The 23,217-nt window shown below is 63.8% G+C and carries 20 protein-coding genes, 3 tRNA genes and 3 pseudogenes; 12 read left to right on the top strand and 14 right to left on the bottom strand.

Annotated elements, in window-relative coordinates; all coding sequences use genetic code 11:
• A pseudogene (locus PGX04_RS18530) lies at positions 1 to 343 on the top strand (DUF309 domain-containing protein); the annotation flags it as partial.
• A gap of 501 nt (positions 344 to 844) precedes the next feature.
• Positions 845 to 1,717: an LLM class F420-dependent oxidoreductase gene (locus PGX04_RS18525; protein ID WP_273739860.1), complete on the top strand. Its 873-nt coding sequence runs from the start codon at positions 845 to 847 to the stop codon at positions 1,715 to 1,717.
• A gap of 27 nt (positions 1,718 to 1,744) precedes the next feature.
• Here PGX04_RS18525 and PGX04_RS18520 read toward each other — a convergent pair whose 3' ends face one another.
• A complete protein-coding gene (locus PGX04_RS18520; protein WP_273739859.1) occupies positions 1,745 to 2,716 on the bottom strand; it encodes an aldo/keto reductase in 972 nt (323 codons plus the stop codon).
• A gap of 171 nt (positions 2,717 to 2,887) precedes the next feature.
• Entirely contained in the window at positions 2,888 to 3,661 is a 774-nt protein-coding gene (azf, locus tag PGX04_RS18515; protein ID WP_273739858.1) for an NAD-dependent glucose-6-phosphate dehydrogenase Azf, read from the bottom strand.
• A 442-nt stretch (positions 3,662 to 4,103) separates the two neighbouring features.
• Between azf and PGX04_RS18510 the strand changes: the two genes are divergently transcribed.
• The 3 genes from PGX04_RS18510 to PGX04_RS18500 all read left to right on the top strand — a co-directional run bounded on the left by PGX04_RS18510 (position 4,104) and on the right by PGX04_RS18500 (position 6,798).
• On the top strand, positions 4,104 to 4,460 hold the full coding sequence (locus tag PGX04_RS18510) for a dihydroneopterin aldolase family protein (RefSeq protein ID WP_273739857.1): 357 nt from the start codon (positions 4,104 to 4,106) through the stop codon (positions 4,458 to 4,460).
• A 118-nt stretch (positions 4,461 to 4,578) separates the two neighbouring features.
• Entirely contained in the window at positions 4,579 to 6,069 is a 1,491-nt protein-coding gene (locus tag PGX04_RS18505; protein WP_273739856.1) for an aldehyde dehydrogenase family protein, read from the top strand.
• Positions 6,070 to 6,348: 279 nt separating this feature from the next.
• Complete coding sequence (locus PGX04_RS18500; RefSeq protein ID WP_273739855.1) at positions 6,349 to 6,798, top strand: DUF5790 family protein; 450 nt, start codon at positions 6,349 to 6,351, stop codon at positions 6,796 to 6,798.
• Between the two features lie 45 nt (positions 6,799 to 6,843).
• Here the strand turns inward: PGX04_RS18500 and PGX04_RS18495 are convergent, their stop codons facing one another.
• The gene (locus PGX04_RS18495) at positions 6,844 to 7,581 is read right to left on the bottom strand and encodes a creatininase family protein (protein WP_273739854.1); all 738 of its coding nucleotides are present in this window, start codon (positions 7,579 to 7,581) and stop codon (positions 6,844 to 6,846) included.
• A gap of 187 nt (positions 7,582 to 7,768) precedes the next feature.
• Here PGX04_RS18495 and PGX04_RS18490 point away from each other — a divergent pair, with 187 nt between their 5' ends.
• Entirely contained in the window at positions 7,769 to 8,113 is a 345-nt protein-coding gene (locus tag PGX04_RS18490; RefSeq protein ID WP_273739853.1) for a DUF5789 family protein, read from the top strand.
• A 24-nt stretch (positions 8,114 to 8,137) separates the two neighbouring features.
• Here PGX04_RS18490 and PGX04_RS18485 read toward each other — a convergent pair whose 3' ends face one another.
• The 3 genes from PGX04_RS18485 to PGX04_RS18475 all read right to left on the bottom strand — a co-directional run bounded on the left by PGX04_RS18485 (position 8,138) and on the right by PGX04_RS18475 (position 11,560).
• Positions 8,138 to 8,722: a Yip1 family protein gene (locus PGX04_RS18485; protein ID WP_273739861.1), complete on the bottom strand. Its 585-nt coding sequence runs from the start codon at positions 8,720 to 8,722 to the stop codon at positions 8,138 to 8,140.
• A gap of 90 nt (positions 8,723 to 8,812) precedes the next feature.
• On the bottom strand, positions 8,813 to 10,819 hold the full coding sequence (locus tag PGX04_RS18480; RefSeq protein WP_273739852.1) for an ABC transporter ATP-binding protein: 2,007 nt from the start codon (positions 10,817 to 10,819) through the stop codon (positions 8,813 to 8,815).
• 33 nt (positions 10,820 to 10,852) lie between these two features.
• Positions 10,853 to 11,560, bottom strand: a complete 708-nt coding sequence (locus tag PGX04_RS18475) for a DUF192 domain-containing protein (RefSeq protein WP_273739851.1) — start codon at positions 11,558 to 11,560, stop codon at positions 10,853 to 10,855.
• A gap of 62 nt (positions 11,561 to 11,622) precedes the next feature.
• On the opposite strand from PGX04_RS18475, the gene PGX04_RS18470 reads away from it, so the two are divergent.
• Positions 11,623 to 11,696, top strand: a tRNA-Val gene (locus PGX04_RS18470).
• Between the two features lie 427 nt (positions 11,697 to 12,123).
• Here PGX04_RS18470 and PGX04_RS18465 read toward each other — a convergent pair.
• Complete coding sequence (locus tag PGX04_RS18465) at positions 12,124 to 12,570, bottom strand: DUF7344 domain-containing protein (protein ID WP_273739850.1); 447 nt, start codon at positions 12,568 to 12,570, stop codon at positions 12,124 to 12,126.
• A 221-nt stretch (positions 12,571 to 12,791) separates the two neighbouring features.
• Between PGX04_RS18465 and PGX04_RS18460 the strand changes: the two genes are divergently transcribed.
• Both PGX04_RS18460 and PGX04_RS34730 read left to right on the top strand, forming a co-directional pair.
• A tRNA-Phe gene (locus PGX04_RS18460) sits at positions 12,792 to 12,865 on the top strand.
• 388 nt (positions 12,866 to 13,253) lie between these two features.
• Positions 13,254 to 14,654, top strand: a pseudogene (locus PGX04_RS34730) (ATP-binding protein).
• Between the two features lie 508 nt (positions 14,655 to 15,162).
• Here the strand turns inward: PGX04_RS34730 and PGX04_RS18450 are convergent.
• Positions 15,163 to 16,098 carry an alpha/beta hydrolase family protein gene (locus PGX04_RS18450; protein ID WP_273739849.1) on the bottom strand — a complete coding sequence of 312 codons (936 nt, stop codon included), beginning with the start codon at positions 16,096 to 16,098 and terminating at the stop codon, positions 15,163 to 15,165.
• A gap of 255 nt (positions 16,099 to 16,353) precedes the next feature.
• On the opposite strand from PGX04_RS18450, the gene PGX04_RS18445 reads away from it, so the two are divergent.
• Both PGX04_RS18445 and PGX04_RS18440 read left to right on the top strand, forming a co-directional pair.
• Positions 16,354 to 17,016 (top strand): hypothetical protein, encoded by a 663-nt coding sequence (locus PGX04_RS18445; RefSeq protein ID WP_273739848.1) that lies wholly within the window; start codon positions 16,354 to 16,356, stop codon positions 17,014 to 17,016.
• 341 nt (positions 17,017 to 17,357) lie between these two features.
• The gene (locus PGX04_RS18440; protein WP_273739847.1) at positions 17,358 to 18,218 is read left to right on the top strand and encodes an aldo/keto reductase; all 861 of its coding nucleotides are present in this window, start codon (positions 17,358 to 17,360) and stop codon (positions 18,216 to 18,218) included.
• A 190-nt stretch (positions 18,219 to 18,408) separates the two neighbouring features.
• On the opposite strand, the gene PGX04_RS18435 is transcribed toward PGX04_RS18440, so the two are convergent.
• The 4 genes from PGX04_RS18435 to PGX04_RS18420 all read right to left on the bottom strand — a co-directional run bounded on the left by PGX04_RS18435 (position 18,409) and on the right by PGX04_RS18420 (position 21,783).
• Positions 18,409 to 19,701, bottom strand: a complete 1,293-nt coding sequence (locus tag PGX04_RS18435) for a DUF2238 domain-containing protein (RefSeq protein ID WP_273739846.1) — start codon at positions 19,699 to 19,701, stop codon at positions 18,409 to 18,411.
• Between the two features lie 240 nt (positions 19,702 to 19,941).
• Entirely contained in the window at positions 19,942 to 20,994 is a 1,053-nt protein-coding gene (locus PGX04_RS18430; RefSeq protein ID WP_273739845.1) for a hypothetical protein, read from the bottom strand.
• A gap of 61 nt (positions 20,995 to 21,055) precedes the next feature.
• Positions 21,056 to 21,406: a hypothetical protein gene (locus PGX04_RS18425; RefSeq protein ID WP_273739844.1), complete on the bottom strand. Its 351-nt coding sequence runs from the start codon at positions 21,404 to 21,406 to the stop codon at positions 21,056 to 21,058.
• A gap of 305 nt (positions 21,407 to 21,711) precedes the next feature.
• Positions 21,712 to 21,783, bottom strand: a tRNA-His gene (locus PGX04_RS18420).
• A gap of 180 nt (positions 21,784 to 21,963) precedes the next feature.
• Between PGX04_RS18420 and PGX04_RS18415 the strand changes: the two genes are divergently transcribed.
• Positions 21,964 to 22,419, top strand: a complete 456-nt coding sequence (locus tag PGX04_RS18415; RefSeq protein ID WP_273739843.1) for a DUF5814 domain-containing protein — start codon at positions 21,964 to 21,966, stop codon at positions 22,417 to 22,419.
• Positions 22,420 to 22,428: 9 nt separating this feature from the next.
• On the opposite strand, the gene PGX04_RS18410 is transcribed toward PGX04_RS18415, so the two are convergent.
• Together PGX04_RS18410 and PGX04_RS18405 are read right to left on the bottom strand one after the other, a co-directional pair.
• Positions 22,429 to 22,884 carry a DUF2267 domain-containing protein gene (locus PGX04_RS18410; protein ID WP_273739842.1) on the bottom strand — a complete coding sequence of 152 codons (456 nt, stop codon included), beginning with the start codon at positions 22,882 to 22,884 and terminating at the stop codon, positions 22,429 to 22,431.
• Positions 22,885 to 23,021: 137 nt separating this feature from the next.
• Positions 23,022 to 23,217 (bottom strand): annotated as a pseudogene (locus tag PGX04_RS18405) (LLM class flavin-dependent oxidoreductase); the annotation flags it as partial.

The raw sequence follows: 23,217 nt of genomic DNA, 5'->3' as shown, positions 1-23,217 counted from the left end.
GCTGGCTCGTCTCGCGGCCGACCCCGAACTCATCGAGCGGCGGCCGCCTGGACGGATCGAACACGAGGGCGACAGTCCCGGGCTGGCGGCTCTCGGCTTCGAGCCGACGGCGATCGCGGCGGTCGTCCTCGCCGAGGAGTTCGGATACGACGAGGAACCGATCCGGCGGGCTCGAGAGTACGCGCGACAGGATCTCGAGTCGGGTGACGACGGCAGCGTCTTCATCACGCTGCTGTTCGATTTCGTCCGCGAGGACGAGAACCGCGGGATCATCTCCCAGCGGCTCACGGATCACGTCTGCAGGCGACGGGCCCGCGAGGAGGACGTGGACGGGTTGTTCTGATCGGTCACCGGTGCTCGAGAACGGTCGTGGGGCTCGAGAGCGGTTCGGTAGGTCAGTCACGGAGCGTTCGAGGAGTGGCGAAGAGTCACGTGTTTTCCTCACACTGGCAACGGGGAGTCACCACGCCCTCCCCAGCCGATTGCGGTCCTCGCTCCCGCTGGTCGCTGCGGTCGCTCATCCACTGGAAGACGCTTCGCGCCTTCCAAGCCATTCGCTCACGAAGTTCGCGAAGACCTCGCGCAGTGGTATCGACCGACCTCACTCTCGTTCGGTCGGCCTGCTCACGGATCGCTTCGTTCTCCGTCTGCTCACGGGTCTTCGACCCGTTCGCATGGTTCGCGGGACCGCCGGTCCCGCGCTATTCGCTTTCGAGGCGCTCCCTCGAGTCGCGCCTCGCCGACAGCGCGCGCCACCACAACGTGGACGGCAAATCCTCACCGATAGCCGCCGTCATTCAGTTCCGACGAGAGTTTCAAGTCCGGGCCGGCCGAACGCGAGGGTATGGAAATCGGTACCGTGCTCCCGCAACTCGAGATCGGCCACGACCCGCGGTCGCTCGCCGACTACGCACGGCGGGTCGAGGAGTCGGGGTACGAACACGTTCTGGCGTACGATCACGTCCTCGGCGTCGACCCCGATCGCGAGGGGTGGGACGGTCCCTACGACTACGAGAGCACGTTTCACGAGCCGCTGACCACGTACTCCTATCTGGCGGGCCAGACCGACGAACTGGCGTTCATGACCGGAATTCTCGTCTTGCCCCAGCGCCAGACCGCGCTCGTCGCGAAGCAGGCCGCCCAACTGGATCGCTTCACCGACGGGCGGTTTCGCATGGGAATCGGCGTCGGCTGGAACGAACCCGAGTACGTCGCGCTGGGAGAGGACTTCTCGCGGCGGGGGCAGCGAATCGAGGAGCAAGTCGAGGTGCTCCGCCGGCTCTGGACCGACGAACTCGTCGAGTTCGAGGGCGAGTTTCACGAGATTCCGGACGTCGGCATCCGGCCGCTTCCGGTCCAGCAGCCGATTCCGCTCTGGATGGGCGGCATGGCCGATCCGGTCAAGCGCCGCGTCGCTCGGATTGCGGATGGCTGGTTACCCCAGTTCCAGCCGGGCGACGAGGCCGAGGCCCACCTCGCGGACCTCTATGAGCACGCCGAGGCGGCGGGCCGCGACCCCGACGACATCGGCCTCGGCGGTCGGATGTATGCCGTCCCGGACGAAGACGACGAGTGGATCGACCGCGTTCAGGCCTGGCGAGACCTCGGAGCCGACCACCTCTCGATCACGACGATGTACCAGGGGCTCGAGGGCGAGGAACACGCGACCCACCTCGAGCGGGTCGCCGAAGTGCTGAACGGCGTCGATCTGTTGTAGCGGACGCTTTGCGAGCGGCGCGTTCGGCTATTCGTGACCCGCCACCGGCAGCGGCTCGTAGGGTTCCTCGAGGGTCTCCATCTCCGACTCGGAGAGATCGATCTCGAGGGCCTCGACGGCGTCCTCTAAGTGTTCGACGCTGGTCGTCCCGACGATGGGGGCGTCGACCCAGTCCTTGTGGAGCAGCCACGCGAGCGATATCTGGGCCATCGAGACGCCCTTCTGGTCGGCGAGCGCCTGTATTCGCTCGTTGATCTCCTCGCCGCCGCCCTGGAGGTAGGACATCTGCTCGAGGTACTTGTCGGTCTGGCCGCGGGTCGTCGAATCGATCTCCCCGTGGGGGCGGGTCGCGACGCCGCGGGCCAGCGGCGACCACGGAACGACGCCGATCCCTTCGTTCTCACAGAGCGGCAGCATCTCTCGCTCCTCCTCGCGGTAGAGCACGTTGTAGTGGTTCTGCATCGTGGCGAAGCGCTCGAGGCCCAGCGCGTCGCTCGCGTGGAGGGCGTCGGCGAACTGGTGGGCCCACATAGAGGAGGTGCCGATATAGCGCACCTTCCCGCGCCGAACCGCATCGTCGAGCGCGCGGAGTGTCTCCTCGACCGGCGTGTCGTAGTCCCATCGGTGGGTCTGGTAGAGGTCGATGGTGTCCATCCCGAGCCGGTCGAGACTCGCATCGAGTTCCTGTTCGATCGTTTTGCGGGAGAGACCGCTGGCGTTCGGATTATCGGGATCCATCTCGCCGAATACCTTCGTCGCGACCACCTGCGAATCGCGGTCGTACCCCTCGAGCGCGTCGCCCAGAATCTCCTCGGACTCGCCCGTCGAGTAGACGTTCGCGGTATCGAAGAAGTTGATCCCCAGGTCGATCGCCCGGTCGATGAGTTCTTTGCTCTCCTCGGGCTCGAGCATCCACTCCCGATCCGTCCCGAAGCTCATACAGCCCAGACAGATGCGGCTGACCGTCATTCCCGTGTCTCCGAGCGTGGTGTACTCCATGCGCGCTGGTCCGACGCCGAGGGACAAAAGGGCGGGGCACGTCCGAGTCGGTTGCCGGCTCTCGCCGGCGCGGTCGCAACAGGACTGTGCGGCCGACGGCGAACTCGTGCGACTGACAGCGAGATCCGTCGGCCGGACAGCAGAAATCGTGCGGACAGCGGTAGCGCGCGATCAGGCGTCGGGTTCGGCGACCTGATCCTCGCCGTCGTAGTGGGCGGAGTTGTCTTGGGGGTCGTAGTCGAGGGCGTCGCGGGCGCGCTCGAGCGAGTAGTACTTGCGGTCGTTGTCGGAGATGCCGTAGACGATCTCGTACTCGTAGTCGGCGCGGATGCACCGGTCGAACAGGTGTGCACAGTCGCGGTAGGAGAGCCACATCGCCTGTCCGCGCTCGTAGTCGATCGGCGGGTGGCCCTGCGTGAGGTTGCCGATGCGGACACAGACGACAGAGAGGTCGTGTTCGTCGTGGTAGTACCGCCCCAGCGTCTCGCCGGCGGCCTTCGAGACGCCGTAGAGGTTGCTCGGCCGGGGGAGTTCGCTCCCGTCGAGACGGTAGGCGTCCTCGGGACGGTACATTCCGGGCGTGCGCTCGTCGGTCTCGTAGTTACCGACGGCGTGGTTCGACGAGGCGAAGACGACCTGCTCGACGCCGGCGTCGACGGCGGCCTCGAAGACCGTCTGGGTGCCGTCGATATTGTTGGTCAGGACGCTGTCCCACGGCGCTTCCGGACGCGGGTCGCCCGCGAGGTGGATTACGACGTCGATGCCGTCCATCGCTTCGCGGATGGCCTCCCCGTCGGTGATGTCCGCAACGACGAACTCGCCGGGGTGGTCGTCCGTCGGCGGATCGCGATCCAGCAACCGCCACTCGTGGTCGTCCGCGAGGCCGTCGAGGATGGCGCTTCCGACCCGCCCCGCAGCCCCCGTGAGCAGGACTGACTGTGCCATTCGTTCGGTGTGAGGGACAGCGTCGATAAGTACCATGCGGTTCCGCGGCAGTTCGGGCGGGAGTGTCACGCGCCCCGTCGCGGCTGCCGGAAAGCACACCCCGATCTCGTTCCCGATTGGCAAACCACTATGCGGTGGCGCGCGCTGGGCCGCGGCGAACTGTGAGGCCTGAACGGAGTGAAGGCCTCGGTTTGTGAGCGGTGACCGCAGGGAACCGTGAGCCGTGTGAGCCGCGGCTCGAAGCCGTGCGAGGGATGAGTGAGCGCCGCGAGGCGCGAACGAATCGGCTGGGGAGGGCGTGGCGATTCCTTGGTGCCACGATAGCAGGACACGCTCGGTTTCGTCAGTCGACGCCTCACTCGAGGAAGTGGAGAGAACGATCCTACCTGCGATGTTTCAGCACATCGCAATCCCCTTGCCGACCGCACCCGAGGGAAAGCGTATGGCTTCCGACGATCCGACCGACGCCGAAGCCGCCTGCTTCGAGGCCGGCATCAAGTTCGGCTCGCTGTATCACCAGTTCGCCGGCACGCCCGTCTCGCCGGACAGCGCCGCGAGCCTCGAGACGGCGATGGAGGAATCGATCGAGAACCAGCCCCACTGTATCGACGTCGCCGTCGACGTCCTGACCGACGAACTCGAGGCCGAACTCGCCGACTCGAGCGCCGACTACACCGAACTGACGGGTCGATTCCTCGCGGTCGAAATCGTCGTCGACTACGAGGGCTGCGAGGTCGTCACCCGCATGGAGATGGAGGACGGCTATCCGCTGATGCGCCTCGAGTCGGTTCGAGCGTAGCGCGAAGGGCGGTTGATCGGGCTCGACTCGAGTTCTGGCCGCAGTCGTAGCGGATCGGATACCGAGAACTTGTGAGTGCCGGTGTCGGCTTTTCAGTGGCGCTCACGTAAGCCGATCGATGGGACCGAAACTCTCGATCGACGCTGATTGGAACAGTCTCTACATCGACGGCGAGTGGACGCCCTCCGATGGTGACGAGGAGATCGCCGTGGAGGACCCCTCCACGCGCGAGGAGGTCGCTCACGTGCCGGCAGCCGTCGAGTCGGACGTGGACGCCGCCTACGAGGCCGCCGCTGACGCGCAGAAAGAGTGGGAAGACGCGCCGCCGGCCGAACGCGAACAGGTTGCGCAGGCGTTCGCCCGAGCACTCCAGGAGCACAAAGCGGAAATCATCGAGCTGCTGGCCCACGAGGCGGGCGGCTCGGAGATCATGGGCGAGACCTCGATCAGTATCACGACCGATCAGGCCAACGAGGCCGCATCGTTCCCCCGTCGAATGAAAGGTGAGCAGGCCGACTCCAACATCCCTCACAAGGAAAACTTCGTCCGCCGGGAGCCCCAGGGCGTGGTCACGGTCATCTCCCCGTGGAACTTCCCGTTGAACCTCTCGGGACGGGCGATCGCACCTGCCATCGCGACCGGGAACGCGGTCGTCGTCAAACCCGCCTCGAACACGCCGATCACAGGCGGTCTCCTGATGGCGAAACTGTACGAGGAGGCGGACCTCCCTGACGGACTGATCAACGTCGTCCCCGGTCACGGGTCGGACATCGGCGATGCAGTCGTCGAACACCCCGAGAGCGACGTTGTCGCCTTTACCGGCTCGACGCCCGTGGGCCGCGGCGTCGCCGCGAAAGCCGGCGAGAACCTCTCCGCGACCGCGATGGAGCTCGGGGGGAACAACGCCCACATCGTCACCGCCGACGCCGACGTGGAGGCGGCGGTCGACTCCGCCGCGTTCGGGTCGTTCGTCCATCAGGGGCAGGTCTGTATCTCGATCAACCGCCACCTCGTCCACGAGGACGTCTACGACGAGTACGTCGACTTGCTCACGGATCGCGCGGCGTCGCTCCCGGTCGGGAGCGCCCACGACCCGGACACGGTCGTCGGCCCCATAATCGACGAGGGCCAGCGCGACGAGATGCTCGGCTACGTCGAGGAGACTGTCGACGCCGGCGCGACGCTCGAGACCGGCGGCGAGACCGTCGCCCTCGATGGAGTCGACGACTCGCTGGTCGTCGCGCCGACGGTGCTCTCGGACGCGACCAACGATATGGCCGCAGCGTGTAACGAGCACTTCGGCCCGATCGCGCCGGTCGTTCCGTTCTCGGACGTCGATGAGGCGATCGCGCTTCACGACGATACCGAGTACGGCCTCTCCGGGTCGGTTCACGCGGGCGACGTCGGCACCGGTCTGCAGATCGCAGAACAGCTGGACACGGGCATGGTCCACGTCAACGACCAGCCGATCAACGACGAGGCGCACGTCCCCTTCAGCGGTACGAAGGCGTCGGGTTCCGGCGGCTACAACAGCACCGAAATCCTGAACCTGGTCACCGAAAAGAAGTGGATCTCCATCCAACACGAACGGCGAGAGTATCCCTTCTGATCGATCGGCCGGTCACGCAGTCGACGGTCGCGTATCCGTTCGGCGACCGGACGGGCGGTACCCGACCGGGAGCAACGCGTTCGCTCCGTGACGGCGGCCTTTCCGGAGTCGAACGACGGCTCGAGACGTGACGGCTGCCGGCGATTCGTCGGCGGACTTCGTTCGACGACCTTCCTTTCGAAATCGCGCTCCTGTTCGACCGATATCGATCCGCTTCCGACCGATTTCACTTTCACTTTCGGGCTATCTTTTAACCCCGGTGGTCGCAAAGACGATGACATGAGCCAAGCCACGCTCGGCGACGACGAGGAACTGTTCGGGGAAGCGGCCAACGAGATGCGCGAGGACGTCGAAGCATCGCTCGAGGAGGCCTGGGCGGCGCTGCCCGCCGCCGACGACATCTGGGAGACCGACGCCGACAACGTGCTGGGCGTCCTCAACGGCCTCAATTCGGCGCTCGACGCCGGCGATGCCGAGGACAGCCTCCGCGATGCGAAAAAGTGGTTCACGATGGGCCAGCGCGCCGACGCGTTCGACGACGCCGACGACCTCGAGGAAGAGATCGAAGCCCTCGAGGAGGCCATCACGGACATCTCCGAGGCCGGCGAGCAGGTCGGCGAACTCACGTCGACGATTCCGGCACTGCGCGGGACGCTGCAGGACGCAGGTCCCGAGGAGACGACGGACGGGACCGACGACGACGCGGAAGACGACGCAGACGAGGAGTAACCGATCGAACTCAGCCGACTGCCGACCCCCGATCGCCATCGGTTCCTATCGTCGCTCGGGCCTCGAGATGTCTCGCTCGGCGATCGCCTCGAGCAGCCGAGCCAGCGCGTCGGCAGCTAACTCGAGCAGTTCTTCGCCTCGCTGGGCGTCGCCCTCGACCGGATCGCCGACGACCCCATTTTCCGTAAACTCCGCCGCGTCGTAGGCCAGATTGACGTAACTCGTCCAGTCGCCCCAGCCGTCGGCCGCGCCGGCGCGGGCCTCGTCGATCCGCTCCTCTCGAATGAGGTCCGGCTCGAGGTGGCGCAGGAGTCCCGTCTCGAGGGGGCCGCCGTGGCCCATGTCGGCGGTGTGCTCGCCGACGCCCTCGAACCAGGTGAAGGGAACGACGTAGGCGTCGCCGTTTCTGGTGAGTCGCCCGCCGACCTCCCGGAGGGCGTCGACGTTGCCGCCGTGTCCGTTGACGACGACGACCCGGTCGAAACCGTGGTGGGCCAAACTTTCGACGGCCTCGCCGACGTAGTCGCGGAAGGTGTCCTCGGAGACCCACATCGTCCCGGGGAACTGGCGGTGTTCTTCGGCGATCCCGACCGGAATCGCCGGCGCGCGGACGACGTCTCGGTCGACCCGCTCGAGACCGGCGTCAGCGACCCCTTCGGCGGTCATCACGTCCGTCCCGAGGGGGGCGTGCGGGCCGTGTTGTTCCGTGCTGCCGACGGGGACGACCGCGAGATTCGTCTCGAGGTCCCGGACGTCCGCCCACGTCGCGGTAGAGAGGTCCATGGGAAGGAACTCAGACTGCGTGGCCATGAAACTCCCGGTGATGACCCCTCCCCGTAGTTGTCGTGCTCTCGGTGGTTGCGGTGGACCGGTTACGGTGGACCGGCAACGGCGGACGATCCGTCCCGCTCGTGCTACCCGTGGCGCACGCAGGGAAAATCCGTTTCCGCGCAGTGACTAATTGCCGACTATGCCCGAAGACAGCCGCGAGCTCGGCGTCGAGCTCGGTGACCTCCAGGACGAACTCGAGAACCAGGAGTACCCGATCGGCCACGACGAACTCCTCGAGGAACACGGCGACGAGACCGTCGAGATGAGCGGGAATACGACGACGCTCGAGGAGCTTATCGGTCCGCTGAACGAGGACGAGTACAGGGATTACGGTGAGGTCGAACAGGCGATCATGAACATGGTCGGCGACGAGGCGATCGGGCGGAAGAATTACAGCGACCGGACGCCGCCCGCGCCGGGGGAGCAGCGACAGGACGAGGGGGATCCGGATCAGGACGATCAGGCGGGCCAGGAGTCGTTCTAACCGTCGGTCTCGTCGACTCGACGCTCAGTTGATGAGAAAGAAGAGTATCGATCCCAGACCCACGACGACTGCCGGAGTCGCGGCCCGATCGACCGGGATATCGTGCGTCTCGGCGATCCCATAGGTGAGAATGTAAACGCTCCAGAGCGTCGTCGCGAGCGCTATCAGCACGGCTGCGAGGTCGGTCTGTGACGCGATTGCATCGAACTCGGCGACCAATCGTTCGGGATCGGAGCCGTCGAACGAGCGGTGCCGGATCTCCCACCAGCCGTAGATCGCACTGGGGAGAAAGAGGACGACCTCCGGCGCGTAGGCCCAGCCGGCGACGCCGAAGGCGTCGGTGAACGTCCCCCGCTTCCCGCCGCCGCATCCAACGTGCATGATCACGGCGACGACGAACCACGCGACGATGAGGGCGCCGACGCCGATGACAATCGCGCCGGTTACGATCGACACGGCCTCTCGCTCGAGTCGGGGATCCAGATTCCGGACCTGATCGAACAGGAGCCTGACACCGAGGTACAACCAGACGGACTCCAGAACGACGTGCAGGACGAACACCCCGATTCCCCTCCTCCGTACGGCGTCTCGGGCGTTGCGCGAAGTAATCGGCCGGCTTAAGCAACGGCGTTAGCGGTGCCATACCCAATCTGCTCAACAACCATAGTAATTGTTTTCGATTAGATGTTGGAATTGAAACTAGTCGTCGTCATCGCCGACGTCCACTTCCGTCCGCGCCTGCCGGCGCTGAGCGCGCTCGATGAACTCCTCGGGAAGCTCGTCGATTTCGCCGGCCTGGACGCCCCAGAGATGCGAGTAGAGGCCGCCGTTCGCGAGCAACTCGTCGTGTGTTCCCCGTTCGACGATCTCGCCGCCCTCGAGGACGAGGATCTGATCGGCGTCCTTGATCGTCGAGAGCCGGTGGGCGATGGCGAAGGTGGTCCGATCTTCCGCGAGCTCGTCGATCGAGCGCTGGATGAGCATCTCCGTCTCGGTGTCGACGTCGCTGGTCGCCTCATCCAGCACGAGGATGTCGGGGTCTTTGAGGATCGCGCGGGCGATCGAGAGCCGCTGGCGCTGGCCGCCGGAGAGTTTGACCCCGCGTTCGCCGACCTCGGTGTCGTACTCCTCGGGCAGGTTCTCGATGAACTCGTGAGCCTCGGCCATCTTCGCGGCTTCGATCACGTCCTCGCGGGACGCGTCGAACGTGCCGTACGTGATATTCTCTTCGACGCTGCCGTAGAAGAGGAAGGTGTCCTGACTGACGTATCCCAGCGACTCGCGGAGGCTGCGGAGCGTGACGTCTTCGACGTTCTGTCCGTCGATACGGATCGCCCCCTCGTCGACGTCGTACATCCGTAAGAGGAGTTTGAGAACCGTCGATTTGCCGGCTCCCGTGGGACCGACCAGTGCGAGCGTCTCGCCGCCGTCGACGGTGAAATCGATCCCCTCGAGGATCGTCTCCGCGTCTCCCGAGTCCGGGTGCTCCTCGGTCGAGCCGCCCATAGTCCGTTCCGTCTCACGATCGCCGTAGCTGAACGAGACGTCGTCGTACTCGACGCGGCCCTCGGTCACCTCGAGGTCGGGCGCGTCCGGTTCCTCGCCGACCCGGTTCGGTTCGTCCATCAGCCCGAAGATTCGCTCGCTCGAGGCGCGAGCGCGCTGGTACATGTTGATTATCTGTCCGAACTGGGCCATCGGCCAGATGAAGCGCTGGGTGTAGAGGATGAAGACGACGAACATTCCGGTGCTGAGTTCGCCGGAGAATGGCCCGGGCGGGCCCGAGATGACCCAGAGGCCGCCGACGAGGAAGGTGATGACGAAGCCGATCCCTGCGAGCACGCGCAGGCCGGGGAAGAACTTGATCCGGGTGCGAATCGCGCCCCAGTTGGCGTCGAAGTAGTCTCGAGAGACGTCTTCGACCCGCTCGGATTCGTACTCCTCGGTCGTACTGGACTTGATGACCTGAATGCCCCCGAGGTTGTTCTCGAGTCGGGAGTTGACCTTCCCGACGGTCGAGCGGACCTGGGCGTACTTGGGTTGGATGGTCTGGATGAACAGGTAGGTGAAGACAGCGATCAGCGGCACCGGAAGCAAGGCGACCAGCGCGAGCTGCCAGTTGATCGCGAGCAGCAGCCCTCCGATTCCCAGCACCATCACGAGTAGCCGAAAGAGGGAGTTCATCCCGTCGTTCAGAAACTTCTCGAGGCGGTTGACGTCGTTCGACAGGATCGACATCATCTCGCCGGTCTGCTTGTCCGCGAAGAATCCCATGTCCAGACGCTGCATCTCGTCGTAGGTGTCGGTCCGGATATCGTGCTGAACGTTCTGGGCGAAGGTGTTGAACCCCCAGTTTCGGGTCCAGTGGAACACGGCCGAACAGAGAAAGGCACCCGCGATGATCCCGATCGTCAGCCAGAACTGCGCCAGCCGTCCGTCGGGGACGTAGGGGCCGACGAGTCCCCCGCCGATCGGGAACGCCTCGGCGTACGGAATCTCCCGGCGGATCACGGCGTCGATCGCGACCCCCAGCATGAGCGCCGGGAGCAGGTCCAGGATACGGGCGAAGAAACTCGCGATGACGCCGATGACGGCAGCATCCGTGTAGTTCGATCCGTACTCGAGGAACAGCCGTTTCATCGGATTCTCGATCTCCTCCCGCTGTTCCTCGAAGGGATCGTCCTCGTCCCAGTCGGCGTTACTCATTGAACGGGACTCGGGGTCCGCCGGCTATAAGAATTACCGACGAGCCGAAATACGGCTGATGTCGACCGCTGCTGGCGTGGTCGGCTCGCGATCGACGGTCGCGGCGACGCGCTCGAGCGACTCGGACCCGGCACTGGTAACGGTCGTCTGGTTGGACTCGAGGTCGATTTCGACTTCGTCGCCGACTTCGATACCCGTCTCGTTCGCGTAGCCGCGGGGCACTTCGAGGACCCACTTCCCGCGCCCGGAGTACTGGAGATCGTTGCCGTCCTCGTCAGGGCCGGGCGCGCGAGCGTGGTGAATCGTCGTAATCTCTCGATCGGCGTTGATGAAGATAATATCGATGTCGAAGTCCATCTCGCGCATCACGTAGGTCAGATCCTGCTCCTGATTGTGGATGAACAACATTCCGTTACCCGACTCGAGGGACTCGTGATCGCTCAATCCGGTGTGGCGTTCTTGCCTATCGTCTGCGATTTCGACATCGACGACGGCTTTGGATTCGCGTTCAGCGTCGCCATCGCTCCCATTCGTCCCCTCACCGTCGGCAGCAGCTTCGTTGTCCGAGCCGGGATCCGCGTCAGCGGTCGAGTCGTCGTCGGATCCGTCGTCGAGGATCCGAACCTTGCCCTCGTCGGGGCCCCAGGGGACGGAGACGAGGCCAGTCTGCACGAGGACGATGCCAACAGCTGCGACGACGGCGACGACGAGAAGCCCTTTCCATACACGCTCGAGTGCCATGTATGATAGCTGCAACGCGAGAGAGTAAAGGTTATTCGGACGGGGCTACTCGTCCCGGATGCGGGCTCGTAGTCTAGCTGGTTATGACGCGGCCTTTACAAGGCCGAGATCGGTGGTTCGAACCCGCCCGAGCCCATTTCTGGAACGAACGCAGTGAGTTACAGAAATGTATGCGAGGGCGGTTCGAACCCTGCAAGTCGCAGCGCGAACGAAGTGAGCGACCGTCTTGCTTCGGTTCGAACCCGCCCGAGCCCATTTCTCTGGCAAACGACAGTGAGCCAGAGACATGTATGCGAGGGTGGTCCGAACTACGGAACGAGCGAACGGTAGTGAGCGAAGTTCAGATGGTTCGAACCCGCCCGATCCCACAGTTATCACGCGAATAGCCGTGAGCGGTGAGGCCCGTTTCGGATAGCGACTCGAACCCGCTGGGATGCGCTCGAGCACCGGTAGAGACGAGCAGAAGATCGATGAGCGAGTCCGCGCCCTGAGAACGCGGTCGATGCGACCTCGAGTCGGCCACCTGAACGATGGACCAAACGGCACAACACGCGCCGCGGTCGTTACTGTTTGAGTCGGGCGACGTTCTCCCGGATCTGGCCGAGCAGCCCGTCGCCCGACTCGGTCTGGAGAGCGGCGTGTAGCGTCGAGTTCTCCGGTTCGTCTTTGACGACGATCCGGAGGTAGGGCTCGAGCTGATTGAAGTTATCCGCGAGGACGACGGTGTGATTGTCCTCATCGTGATCGACGACGCCCGCATCGTCGAGTTTCGGGACGTGACACTGGACCGACGAGACGTAGACGCTCTTGTACTCGTTTTTCGCGACCTCGTCCGGCGGGACGTCGTGTTCCCACCCCGCCACCGTCTCGGCCAGCGTCGAGAGTTCGATCGGATCCTCTTGCCCCCGCAGCGCGTACAGCAGGTATCGCCGCCGACGGTTTGCCAGCAGCTCGAGGATGGTGTCCGCGGAGAGCTCCCGTTCCGCTTGACTCGAGGTAAGGGCTTCCATAACAAGATATTACCCACCGGTGGGGAAAAGGGTGTCTTGAATATCCGATATTCCAACAGACAGCGGGTAATCACGCATAGATGTGCCCGTATTGTCTCCGTTACTCGTTTTTCGGTGACTTACTCGAGTCGCCGGATCACGCTTCCGTCTCCTGTAAGCGAGGCGGAACGCCGATCCTGATTCGAAATCCTTTTTTATACCTTGGCCGGAGAGTGAGGTAGGCCGCCTTAGCTCAGACTGGGAGAGCACTCGACTGAAGATCGAGCTGTCCCCGGTTCAAATCCGGGAGGCGGCATATTCTGCGGCGACGAACGAAGTGAGGAGACGCAGAAACGGCGCCGAGCGGATTCTGAACCCTACCAGTCGCGCGTAGCGAAGTCGATCGGAAGACGCTTCGCGTCTTCCGTGATGACGAGAGAGCGTAGCTCTCTCGATCCACGAGCACGTCTGGTTTCGGTTCAAATCCGGGAGGCGGCATCATACTCTCTATGCAAGTGTCTGCGAGCAGTTGCTCTATTCTCCGCAATTTTAGACCTGTCTATCACCGAGATAACAGGCTACAGTATCGACTCGGCGTCGATTGGGAAGGGACCGACGAAGCGCGAAAATAGTAAAAACAAGATTAGTAAAATCGAGATTTAGATAACCGGAAGCATTATCGCCGTCGGAGCGGAACTGGGGGTATGACTCCTCCGCGTTTCGTCGACCGCGTCGACGAACTCGATCTGCTGAAATCGCGGTTCGAGAACGATACCGCAGAACTGGTTGTGATCTACGGGCGTTGACGACTCGGCAAGAGTGCGCTCGTCCGTGAAGCGATTCGCGGCCGCCAGGATGCTGTCTACTGGCAGGCAGCGGAAGAGACGTCTAACGTACAACTTGCGAATTTCGTCGACACTGCCAGCGAGACGTTTCCGATCTTGGACGACATACAGCGTGACTGGGAAGCCTTACTCCGGGCACTGGGTCGAGAGGAAGCGGTGGTCGTCCTCGACGAGTTCCCCTATCTCGCCGAGTCGGACGACGCGCTCCCCTCGAAGATCCAGCGCGTTTGGGATATGCACCTCGAAGAGACGAGTATGACGCTGGTGCTGGTCGGCTCGTCGATCAGTATCATGGAAGACAAAGTCCTCAGCGGCGGTAGCCCACTGTACGGCCGCCGGACCGCGACGATCGACCTCCCGCCGCTCGACTTGATGGATGCACAGCAGTTCTATCCCGACGACGATCCAGATACGGTCATCCAGACCTGGGGTGTCTTCGGGGGAACGCCGTACTATCTCCAGGCACTTACTCCGTCTCGTTCGCTCGCCGAGAACATCCAGTCGCACGTTCTTTCGGAACACGGCGTCCTCCACAACGAACCTGAGTTCCTGTTGCGAACGGAGTTCGGGATTCGTGAACCGCAGACGTACTACACGATCCTCCGGGCGATTGCGACCGGCAAGCGTGCAGCAAACGAGATCGCTGACTTCGCCGGCACTGACTCAAACGCGCTTGGTTCGTATCTCTCGAAGCTCCGACGGCTCCGACTCGTTGAACGCGATATTCCAGTGACCGCGAACCCGAACGCGACCCGAAAGAGTCGCTACCGGCTGAAAGAGCCCCTGTTCCGGTTCTGGTTCCGCTACGTCTACGGCCAGCAAGGAAAACTCGCCCAGCTCGGTGAGGACGCCTACGAGCAGTTGATCGAGCCAACTGTTACGGACTACATGGGGACGATGTTCGAGCAGGTCTGCCAGAACGCACTCCCATCGCTGATTCCCAACACGTATCAGGGGATCGGCTATTGGTGGCACCAGCAGCACGAACTCGATGTCGTCGGGCTTGCAAGTGACGGAACGCTCGTGGCGGGTGAATGCAAGTACACCAGTAGAGAGATGACCGAGGGGGATCTGGCTGACCTCGAACGGACTGTGTCACGGGTTCGGTGGACTCCCCCCAACGGAACCGACCGCGAGGAGCACTATTGTTGTTTCTGTCGCTCCGGTTTTTCCGACGATTTGCAGCAGACGGCTGCGAACCGTGACGACGTTTCACTCTTCACGCCCTGCGACATCGTGCCGAGTGCAGACGCCGAGTGAGGTGAATTGTTCCGTTAGATCGGACGACGAACGAGTATCAGGAACGTACAGAGCGTGATCCAAATGCCGGGGGGTGGTCTCCCGATTCTATCCGATTTCGATTCGAGTAGCTTTCGCACTCGACTGAAACCGAGCTGTCCCCGTTCCCGCGAGCGTCGCGAGTCTTTCCGAACGTCAACTCCGGGAGACGATGACCCGTTTCTGTGAGCTCGATGCATCTGTTCGTCAGGCCGGACGTGATAGAAAACGCGCGGATATTGGGGGTACGACGTGAGATCGCTACATAGAACTGCTCGCGCTCAGATCAGGGTTACGCCGGTCCAGACGGGGAGCCAGATGAACCCGATTCCCAATGCCGCGTATACCACAAACGTCGCGATCGATCCCGTTTCGTACCACGGATGTTCGTTGAGACGATACTTCCCCTCCCCTGTTCGGACAGTCGCTTGAATTCCGGGTCGTTACTCCCTGGTACACTCGAGAGCGGCGTGAGTGTGAGAGCGCGGTATCAGGGCTCGAGCCAGCGGTCCAGCCAGTCGTAGGCGCTCGAGCGAACGTCGGCGGGGAACTCGTGGCCGCCATTGAAAAACAGCGTCTCGAACCGCGTCGGAGCGCCGGCGGCGGCGTAGCTCTCCGAGACGACGTCGGCGAGGGAACGGACGGAGTCGGGCGGGAAAATCCGGTCGTCGGTGCCGTGGGTCACCAGCAGCGGCGTCGGAGCAACGTCGGCCAGCACGTCATCCATATCGCCGACCGTCAACAGGTCGGGGACGTACAGCGCGAAGTTGTGGGTGATCCGTTCGCGCTGAACGGCGGCGAGTCGGGCCACGCCGCTGGAGACGACCGCGGCGGCGACTCGGTCGTCGAACCACGACAGCCAGGCTGCCTCCTGGCCGCCCAGCGAATGGCCGAGCACGCCCAGGGCATCGGAATCGATCAGGTCGTGGTCCTCGAGGACGTCGAGCGCGACGACGAGATCCGAGAGATACTTCGCCTGCAGGGATGAGCCACGGAGCAGGGAATCCATCGCGACGAATTTCTCGTAGTCGGCACCTGACGGAGCCGTGCCGGACGCACGCTCGCGCTCGGACGGGCGTCGGTCCTCGAAGCAGCGGAGGTCCGGACAGCAGACGACGTGACCGCGCCGACAGAGTTCGACGCCGTAATTGTAGTCCGTAGTGTCGCTCAGACCGGCGGGATCGGACTTGCCGATGGCGAACTCGCCGGCATGGGGATGGACCGCGAGAACACCGGGTCGCTCGCCACTGCCGCCGTCGGGGACGAGCAGATACGCCCGAATTCGCTCTCCCGGTTCGACGTCGTACTCGAGGAGTCGGCGCTCGAACCCGTCGGCGGCCGTACTCGAGACGGTCTCGACGGCCGGATCGGGACGGTCGGGAAGCGTCCCGAGACAGTCCAGAATCGCCTCGCGAGTACTGTTCATATCGGCGCGACGGACGAGGATCACATAAGTGTGGTGACGACTGTACGGTACCGTTCTCCACCGCTCGGATCAGGGGCTACAACCCGACAGCGAACGGATTCGAATCGGATGAGGCAAAGCAGCGAGGACCCCTCATCTCTCGAGCGGAGCGGTCCACTGAGAATCAGCGAGTATCCGTGCCGAGCGGCGCAGCGTCGCGGTTTCTGCCACCGGCATATCACATAGTATATCAGAACGGATTGAGTGTCGCTACGCATGAAAGCAGGTGTGCTCGGCGTCGTCGACGGGACGTTCAAGGTCGTCGACTCGTTCGCGGAGACGGTCACCGAGGACGGGCACGAACTCGAGCGGTGTCTCACGATCGACCGCGTATTTTCGCTTCCCTCGGGGGAGATGGCCTTCGAGGGACGGGCAGCCGCCGACGCGATCGCGAACGAAACCGCGACGACGATCGAAAACGGCGAGATCCACGTCGACGAGCGAGAGCGAACCGTCACGCGGTACGCCGAGTTCGTCGGCATCCCGGGCGAGTTCGTCGTCGTCGACAGCGGTGACGGGGCCTTCGCGTTCGATTTCATCGGGAGCGAGACGAACTCGAGCATCGGGCGCGCGACGGTCGATCTCGACGAGTTCGTCGCGGCCCGCGAGGGAGCGACGCCGTGGAAAGCCGGGTTCTACGGGCCCGCCGAAACCGACGTCAACGGGGTCTTTCACGGCGCGGACCTTCGCGACGAGATGGGTGACGTGCTCGAGGACTCGGCGCTGAATCAGGTCGGGCTCTCATACGAACACGACGGGGACGACGTGAAGATGACGGCCACCCGAAGCGGCTACGTGGAACTCTATCGGCCGTCTTCGTTCGAGTCGGCGGACTTTCTCGAGTATATTCGCGACGAAATACTCCCGTCCCTCGAGTGAGTGGTCGCGATCGCTCTCGGAGTACGAGAGGGAAGGGGCGTCTCTGAACCGCACCACAGTGACCGGGAGAACGGACGACGGATCACGAGAGATTCGCGTCGTCGGTTGGCCCGAGGCACCGCGAACGTGGCACGAGTTTTGAGACGGTCTGCTGTCGCTGTGTCCCGCAAACCCACATGGCGGGTCGCGGGTGCGCCGGAACCGACTGACAGGAGTCCGTAGGAGCGGCCGGTTTCGCTGACGATCACGTCGAACAGTGATCGCGAACGTCGAGTGAGGCGTAACCGGCATTCCGTTCGGGAAGCCCACTTCTCAAGAGGGCGGAGACTGTCAGTACAGCCGTGAGCAGTAACTCGATCACGAACGAGAGCGAGACGTTCGAAATCGGCGACTCGACCGTTCACCGGCTGGGTTTCGGTGCGATGCGCCTCACCGGCGAGAACATCATCGGCGCGCCGGCTGACGAGGAGACCGCACGCGAGGTCGTCGAACACGCCGTCGACTGCGGCGTCGACCTCATCGACACGGCCGACTCCTACGGCCCCGCCGCGAGCGAACGCCTCATCGGCGAAGCGATCGGCGACCCTGACGACGTGCTGGTCGCGACCAAGGCCGGCCTGCTGCGCAACCGCGAGGGGGACTGGATCGCACACGGCGATCCGGACTACATCCGCAATCAGGTCCTGACCTCGCTCGATCGGCTCCAGACGGACACCATCGACCTCTTCCAGTTCCACCGACCCGACGACGACACGCCGTACGAGGACTCCGTCGCGACGTTCGCGGAACTCAAAGACGAGGGGATCGTCGACTCGGTCGGCGTCAGTAACGTCTCCGCCGAACTCCTCGATCAGGCCCGCGAACAGGTCGAGGTCGCGACCGTCCAGAATCGGTACAACCTGAACGACCGCGGGAGTCGGGAGGTCCTCGAGATCTGTGACGACGAGGGCATCGGCTTCATCCCGTGGGCCCCGATCAACGGCGACGATCTGGACGAACACGCCGACCTCCTCGACGAGATTGCGGCCGAGCACGACGCGACCCGACGACAGGTCGGGCTGGCGTGGCTGCTCGAGCGCTCGGACGTGATGCTCCCCATCCCGGGCACCTCGGATCCGGACCACCTCGAGTCGAACGTCGCCGCGTCACGGCTCTCGCTCAGCGACGACGAGGTACAGCGGTTGACCGAAGCGGCCGACTGAGTGCCCACTCGTTTTTCGGCTGGAACCGGCTCGAACGGACTGGAGTGAAAGCGGCTCGAGCGGACTCGGACCGGCCAGTATTCATCGAGCGGACTCGGACCGGCCAGTATTCATCGAGCGGACTCGGACCGGCCAGTATTCATCGAGCTGACTCGGACCGGCCAGTATTCATCGAGCTGACTCGGACCGGCTACGATCCCCCGAGTCGGCCGGCGATCCGCTGGGAGAGCTCGGTGAGGTAGAACGAGCCCCAAATAGCGGCGACGGCGGCTCCGACGGCGTCGTAGACGAGATCGACGATCGTATCGTTCAGACCGTGTTGCGCGAGGACCGCCTCGAGGCCGAGCCGTTGTGCGCTCCAGTCGATGCCGAACTCCATGAGTTCCCAGACGACGCCGAAGGCCAGGACGAACACGAGGATGAACGCGAACAGCATCGCGGGCGGAACGTAGATCTCGTCGGTGTGGAGGTCGATCGCCCGGACGACCGCGTAGCCCGCAGCGGCGACGATCGACGCCGAGATCGTGTGCGTCAGGCTATCCCACGGGCCGATCAGCGCGTAGAGGCCGGCCGAGCCGAGCACGTGGAGAAAGACGGCCGCCGTGAGCCAGAAGACGAGTCCCGGCTCGAGCGGGAGTTTGGCGTCTCGCTCGAGGAGAGCCGGGAGGAATGTGATCCCGAGCGCGATGGCGGCGTTCGCGACCGTCGTCAGGTCGCGAGTGAAAATCCCGTAACACAGGATAACGGTGAGGGCGGCTTGCATGACGCGAGAGAGCCGTCTGACGATCTCGTCGGGGACGTCCAGTCGACCGCGGATCAGCGCCGGGACCGGATCCGAATCCGGTTTCGAGTCGGGTGAGGGTTTCCGTGATGCCGGCGTCCGTCGGGTATCGGCCTCGTCCACGCCGTACGACCGAAAATACCGGCTGAAGACGACCCCCGCGAGCAGGCCGGCGATCGCCGCGTACGCGAAGTCGATCATCAACGCGCGATTGGCCGCGTCCTGCGAGCGGCCGTCCAGCAGGTAGTTCGTCTCGAACGTCACGTCGACGAGCCACTGCGAAACGTTCCACGTGCCGGCGACGGCCAGCGTCGTGAGCACGACGAGCGCGACCGCGAACGCGCGGTTCATTCGGACCGCCGTGAACCGATCGATTTCGACGCACGCGACGAGCGCGACTGCGGCGACGGCGAGGTAGGTCGCGATCGACGTCAGGAACGACTCGCCGAGCACCGTCGCGTCGGCAACGGGCAGTAAGAGGAGGACCAACAGCTCCCAGGGCGGCATCGCGAGCGGATCTCGAAACGCGGCGACCGGGAGCAACACGATCGCGACCGCGAACGCGGTGAAGGCGAGCCACCGGTACGAGTCGGTGAGTCCGTGGTTGACCGCGAGGACGGCGAGGACGACTGTGACGAGCCAGGCCAGCGCCGCGTTTCGCATCGGCTCGTCGAACCCCTCGTTGAATCGAGCGTCCGCCATATCCCCGGTAGGGAACGGGACGCCTAAACGCGAAGGCATGAGTGCGCCGTTTCGGTCCGGCCGCGCGCTCGAGCCGGGCGGCCGGATCACACCTCGAACTCGAGAGACGCAGTCAGTACAGAGCCGGTGGGCCGATGACGTTGAGATCGAGAGAACCGGCAGCGATCGAAGACACCGATGGAACTGTACTGCATCGCTGAAAGAGAGAGCCGATCACTGGGCGATCGATCGGTCGTCAGCTCAGACGTCCTCGAGGGCGTCGTCGGAGTACGTCGCCGAGGCGGAGACGAAGCCGCCGTCGACGTCGACGGAAACGTCGGATCCCAGACTGCCGAGAACCGACTCGAGTTCGTCGCGTTTCCCGTCGTCGACATCGTCGAAGTCGATCCCCATGTCGGCCGTACTTTCCGAGTCGGAGATCGTGAGCGAGCCGACGACGCCGTTTGCATCCTCGAACTCCTCGAATTGGATATCCTGTCCCGAGCCGTCCGACGACTGCTCGTTCTCGAGGTCGAACCCGTCCGGGCTGTAGCCGCCCAACACGACGTGTCCGTTACCACCAGTCGTCAGCAGTCGATCGAACGTCTCGAATTCGTCGACAGCGCGGGTTCCGTCGCCCTGCTTCGTCTCGATGACTCGCTCGACGTCCGCTTTACTCTCACTCTGGATGATCGCGTTGCCGGAGACTCCCAGCGCCGTCTCCTGCTGTCCGTCCCCCGCGGGCTCGTAGATCGCGTACCCGCTCACGTCGCTCGTCTGTTCGAATTGCACCTCGAAGCTGCCGTCGGCGGTGGCGGCCGTCACCGTGCTGTCGATCTCGTCGGTGACCACGTCGCCGGTCATGACGATCGTCTCGTTCGTGATGAGAAGGTCGTCGATCGATGACTCGAATGCGTCCTCGTTCGTCTGTTCCTCATCGAAGGCGATGAGATCGCTCAGCCGCGGTCCCGCCAGGCCGAATCCGGCTGTGAGCATGGCGACGAACATCCCGCTTAGCGGGACTCCGATCATCGGATCTTCGATATCCTCGAGATTGCCGGATTCGTCGCTCGAGTCGTCTTCTTCGCTGTCGAGGTCGTTGAGCGCCACCATATCGACGTAGCTGACGGAAACCTCGCCGTCGACGGTCGCCACCCACTCGGCGTACGCCGGCGTGCCAGCCGTGTTCTCGCCGTTCCCGTTCCCGTTTCCGTTACCGTTCCCCGAATCACCACCGAGACAGCCGGCCGCGGTCGCGGCCAGCGTCGCGCCACTCAGTTGCAATAGACGTCGCCGTTGAATTCGCTGCGACATGTACGATCACGAAGGAAGTCACTCGATATGAAAGTTAGGGATATGATATTTCTCGCCGAAGTTAGTATTCTTTCACCCTGTCGATCTGGCAGTCGATGCAGAGATCGTCGGCGAAACAGGCGATGTTGTCGTGGGGGCAATCGTACGCCTCGACGTCGACGGAGAGACGGCGTTTCGCGCGCTCCCACTCGGTCTCCCAGTCGTCGATCGCCATCTCCGCGGAGGTGAAGACGACGTCGCCGTCTCGGTCGACGATCTTCGCGACCGTGACCGAGCGGTGATTGGCCTTGACGACGTCGATTGCCGCCTGGTACGACACACAGCGGATCTCCTCCCGTCCCGACCGGTCGTCCAGCAGGTGGACGGCGATGGAGCCGTCGTACTCCTCCGTCGGCTCCAGTCCGTGGCTCATATCGTTCACTGTCGGAGTCGGACGACAAAAAGGCCCGCTTCGGGGCCGGAGTCGCCTTCTTCCGGGTGGCGCGTTGCCCGGTGAGTGATCGAACTATGGCCGGTCACGATGTGACCGCAGGCGGTCTGGGTTCGATTTGCTGACGACTGCCGCGGCTCAGGGACTTGTTCGTCGCGAAAAAGTCCGGGTGCGAGAATCGAACCGAAGGGAGAGGTTCCTGCTCACTCCGTTGCGCGGGCTGCCTCTCCCAGGGTTCGATCTCGCCTTCCGGCTTTTCCACTCTTCACTTCGTTCGTCGTGGAAAAGTCCGGGTGCGAGAATCGAACCCGCGTCTCAGCCTCCACAAGGCTGAAGGATAACCACTACCCCAACCCGGACACGCTTGCATATCAACCTACAGCCGGTTGGACTAAAATACGTTACGACTCTGCGATCGGGTGTGGAACTCCGTACCGCACGATTTCGGCCGGCGTGAGTGGTCCCTGATACCCCGTCTCACTCGAGTCGGCTCGCGACCGAGACGTTTTTCGACCCACAGTCCCAAGAACGGCCAACGCGTGGCCATCACCGACAAGATCTACGTCAAGAACCACCGCCAGCTCAGCTCCCAGCTCGAGACGAACATCCCCAAAGGTGCCTTCAAGGGGGCGACGCTCGACATGCTCTTTCAGGGCGAGGGCCTCGAGAAACTCGACGACGCGACCCGCGATCGCGTCCTCGATTTCACGCAGGATTTCCTTGACTGCGGCTGTGACAACAACCCCTACTGCGGCTGTCCCGAGCGGAAGTTCCTCCAGTACCTCCTCGAGTTGCGCGCCCAGGGGCTTGGACCGGACGCGATCGTCGACGTGATGACCGATGACTACATGGTTTATGCCTACTCCGGCGACGTGCTCTCCTTTCTCGACAACGCCGTCCGGACGCTCGAGGCCGCCGAGGGACTCGCCCGCGTCGACGGCGCGGACGAGGCTCACGACGAGATCCGACGGGCGAAGCGGGATCTCGCGCGATAATCGCCGTCCTCAGGCTTCCTCCCAGGGTTTGGTCTCGACGTCGACGAACTCGAACATGTCGGCGAAGTCGTCGGGGAACTGCTCCTCGACGTGAGCCAGTTCGCCGCCGGGAACCTTCTCGCTCAACAGTTCGACGACCGCTTTGATCCGATAGACCGCCTCGGCCCGATCGACGTTCGACGGCCGCCCGTACGAGGTGTCGAGATCCAGATCGTCGTAGTTCAGTCGATCGAGCACTCGGTCGACGAACTCGTCGTACTCGTACGCGTGGCCGTGATCGACGTCGAGGAGGTACCGGTCGATCTCCATCGGTAGCGGACTCGCGATATCCGTCGCACCGCCCTCGCCGACGCGCTCGCCGAGCGTCTCGAGGACCGCGCGGATGGTTCGAACGGCTTCTGCCTGCCGGCCGGCCTCGATTCTGTGCTGTACCTCGCCGACGAAATCGGTGTAGCTCGTACTCATCGTGGTTGCCCCGTACTCGAGACTGTGGACTGTTCGAGGCAAAAGCGCTACCCGCGGATTCGCAAGCGTCAGCCGCAGTTCGGGCAGACGGCGTCGGCTACGCGGGAAGGACCAGGATGATCCCGCTGAGTAACGGACTACAGTCGCTCGGGTGCGAGCGCGTCGATCGTCGTCTCGGCCACCTCGCTCGAGGCCGGTTCGGGAACGACGACGATCGGCTGATCGATTCCCGTCTCGGCGACGAGGGTCCGGAGCCGTTCTCGGGCCTCGTCGGGCGTTCCGGCGACGCCGAGGTCGGCGACCATCTCGTCCGTCACCGCGTTCGCGGCGGCT

It is taken from the genome of Natrinema soli, from assembly GCF_028618695.1.
This window is presented reverse-complemented; position numbering and strand designations above follow the sequence as displayed.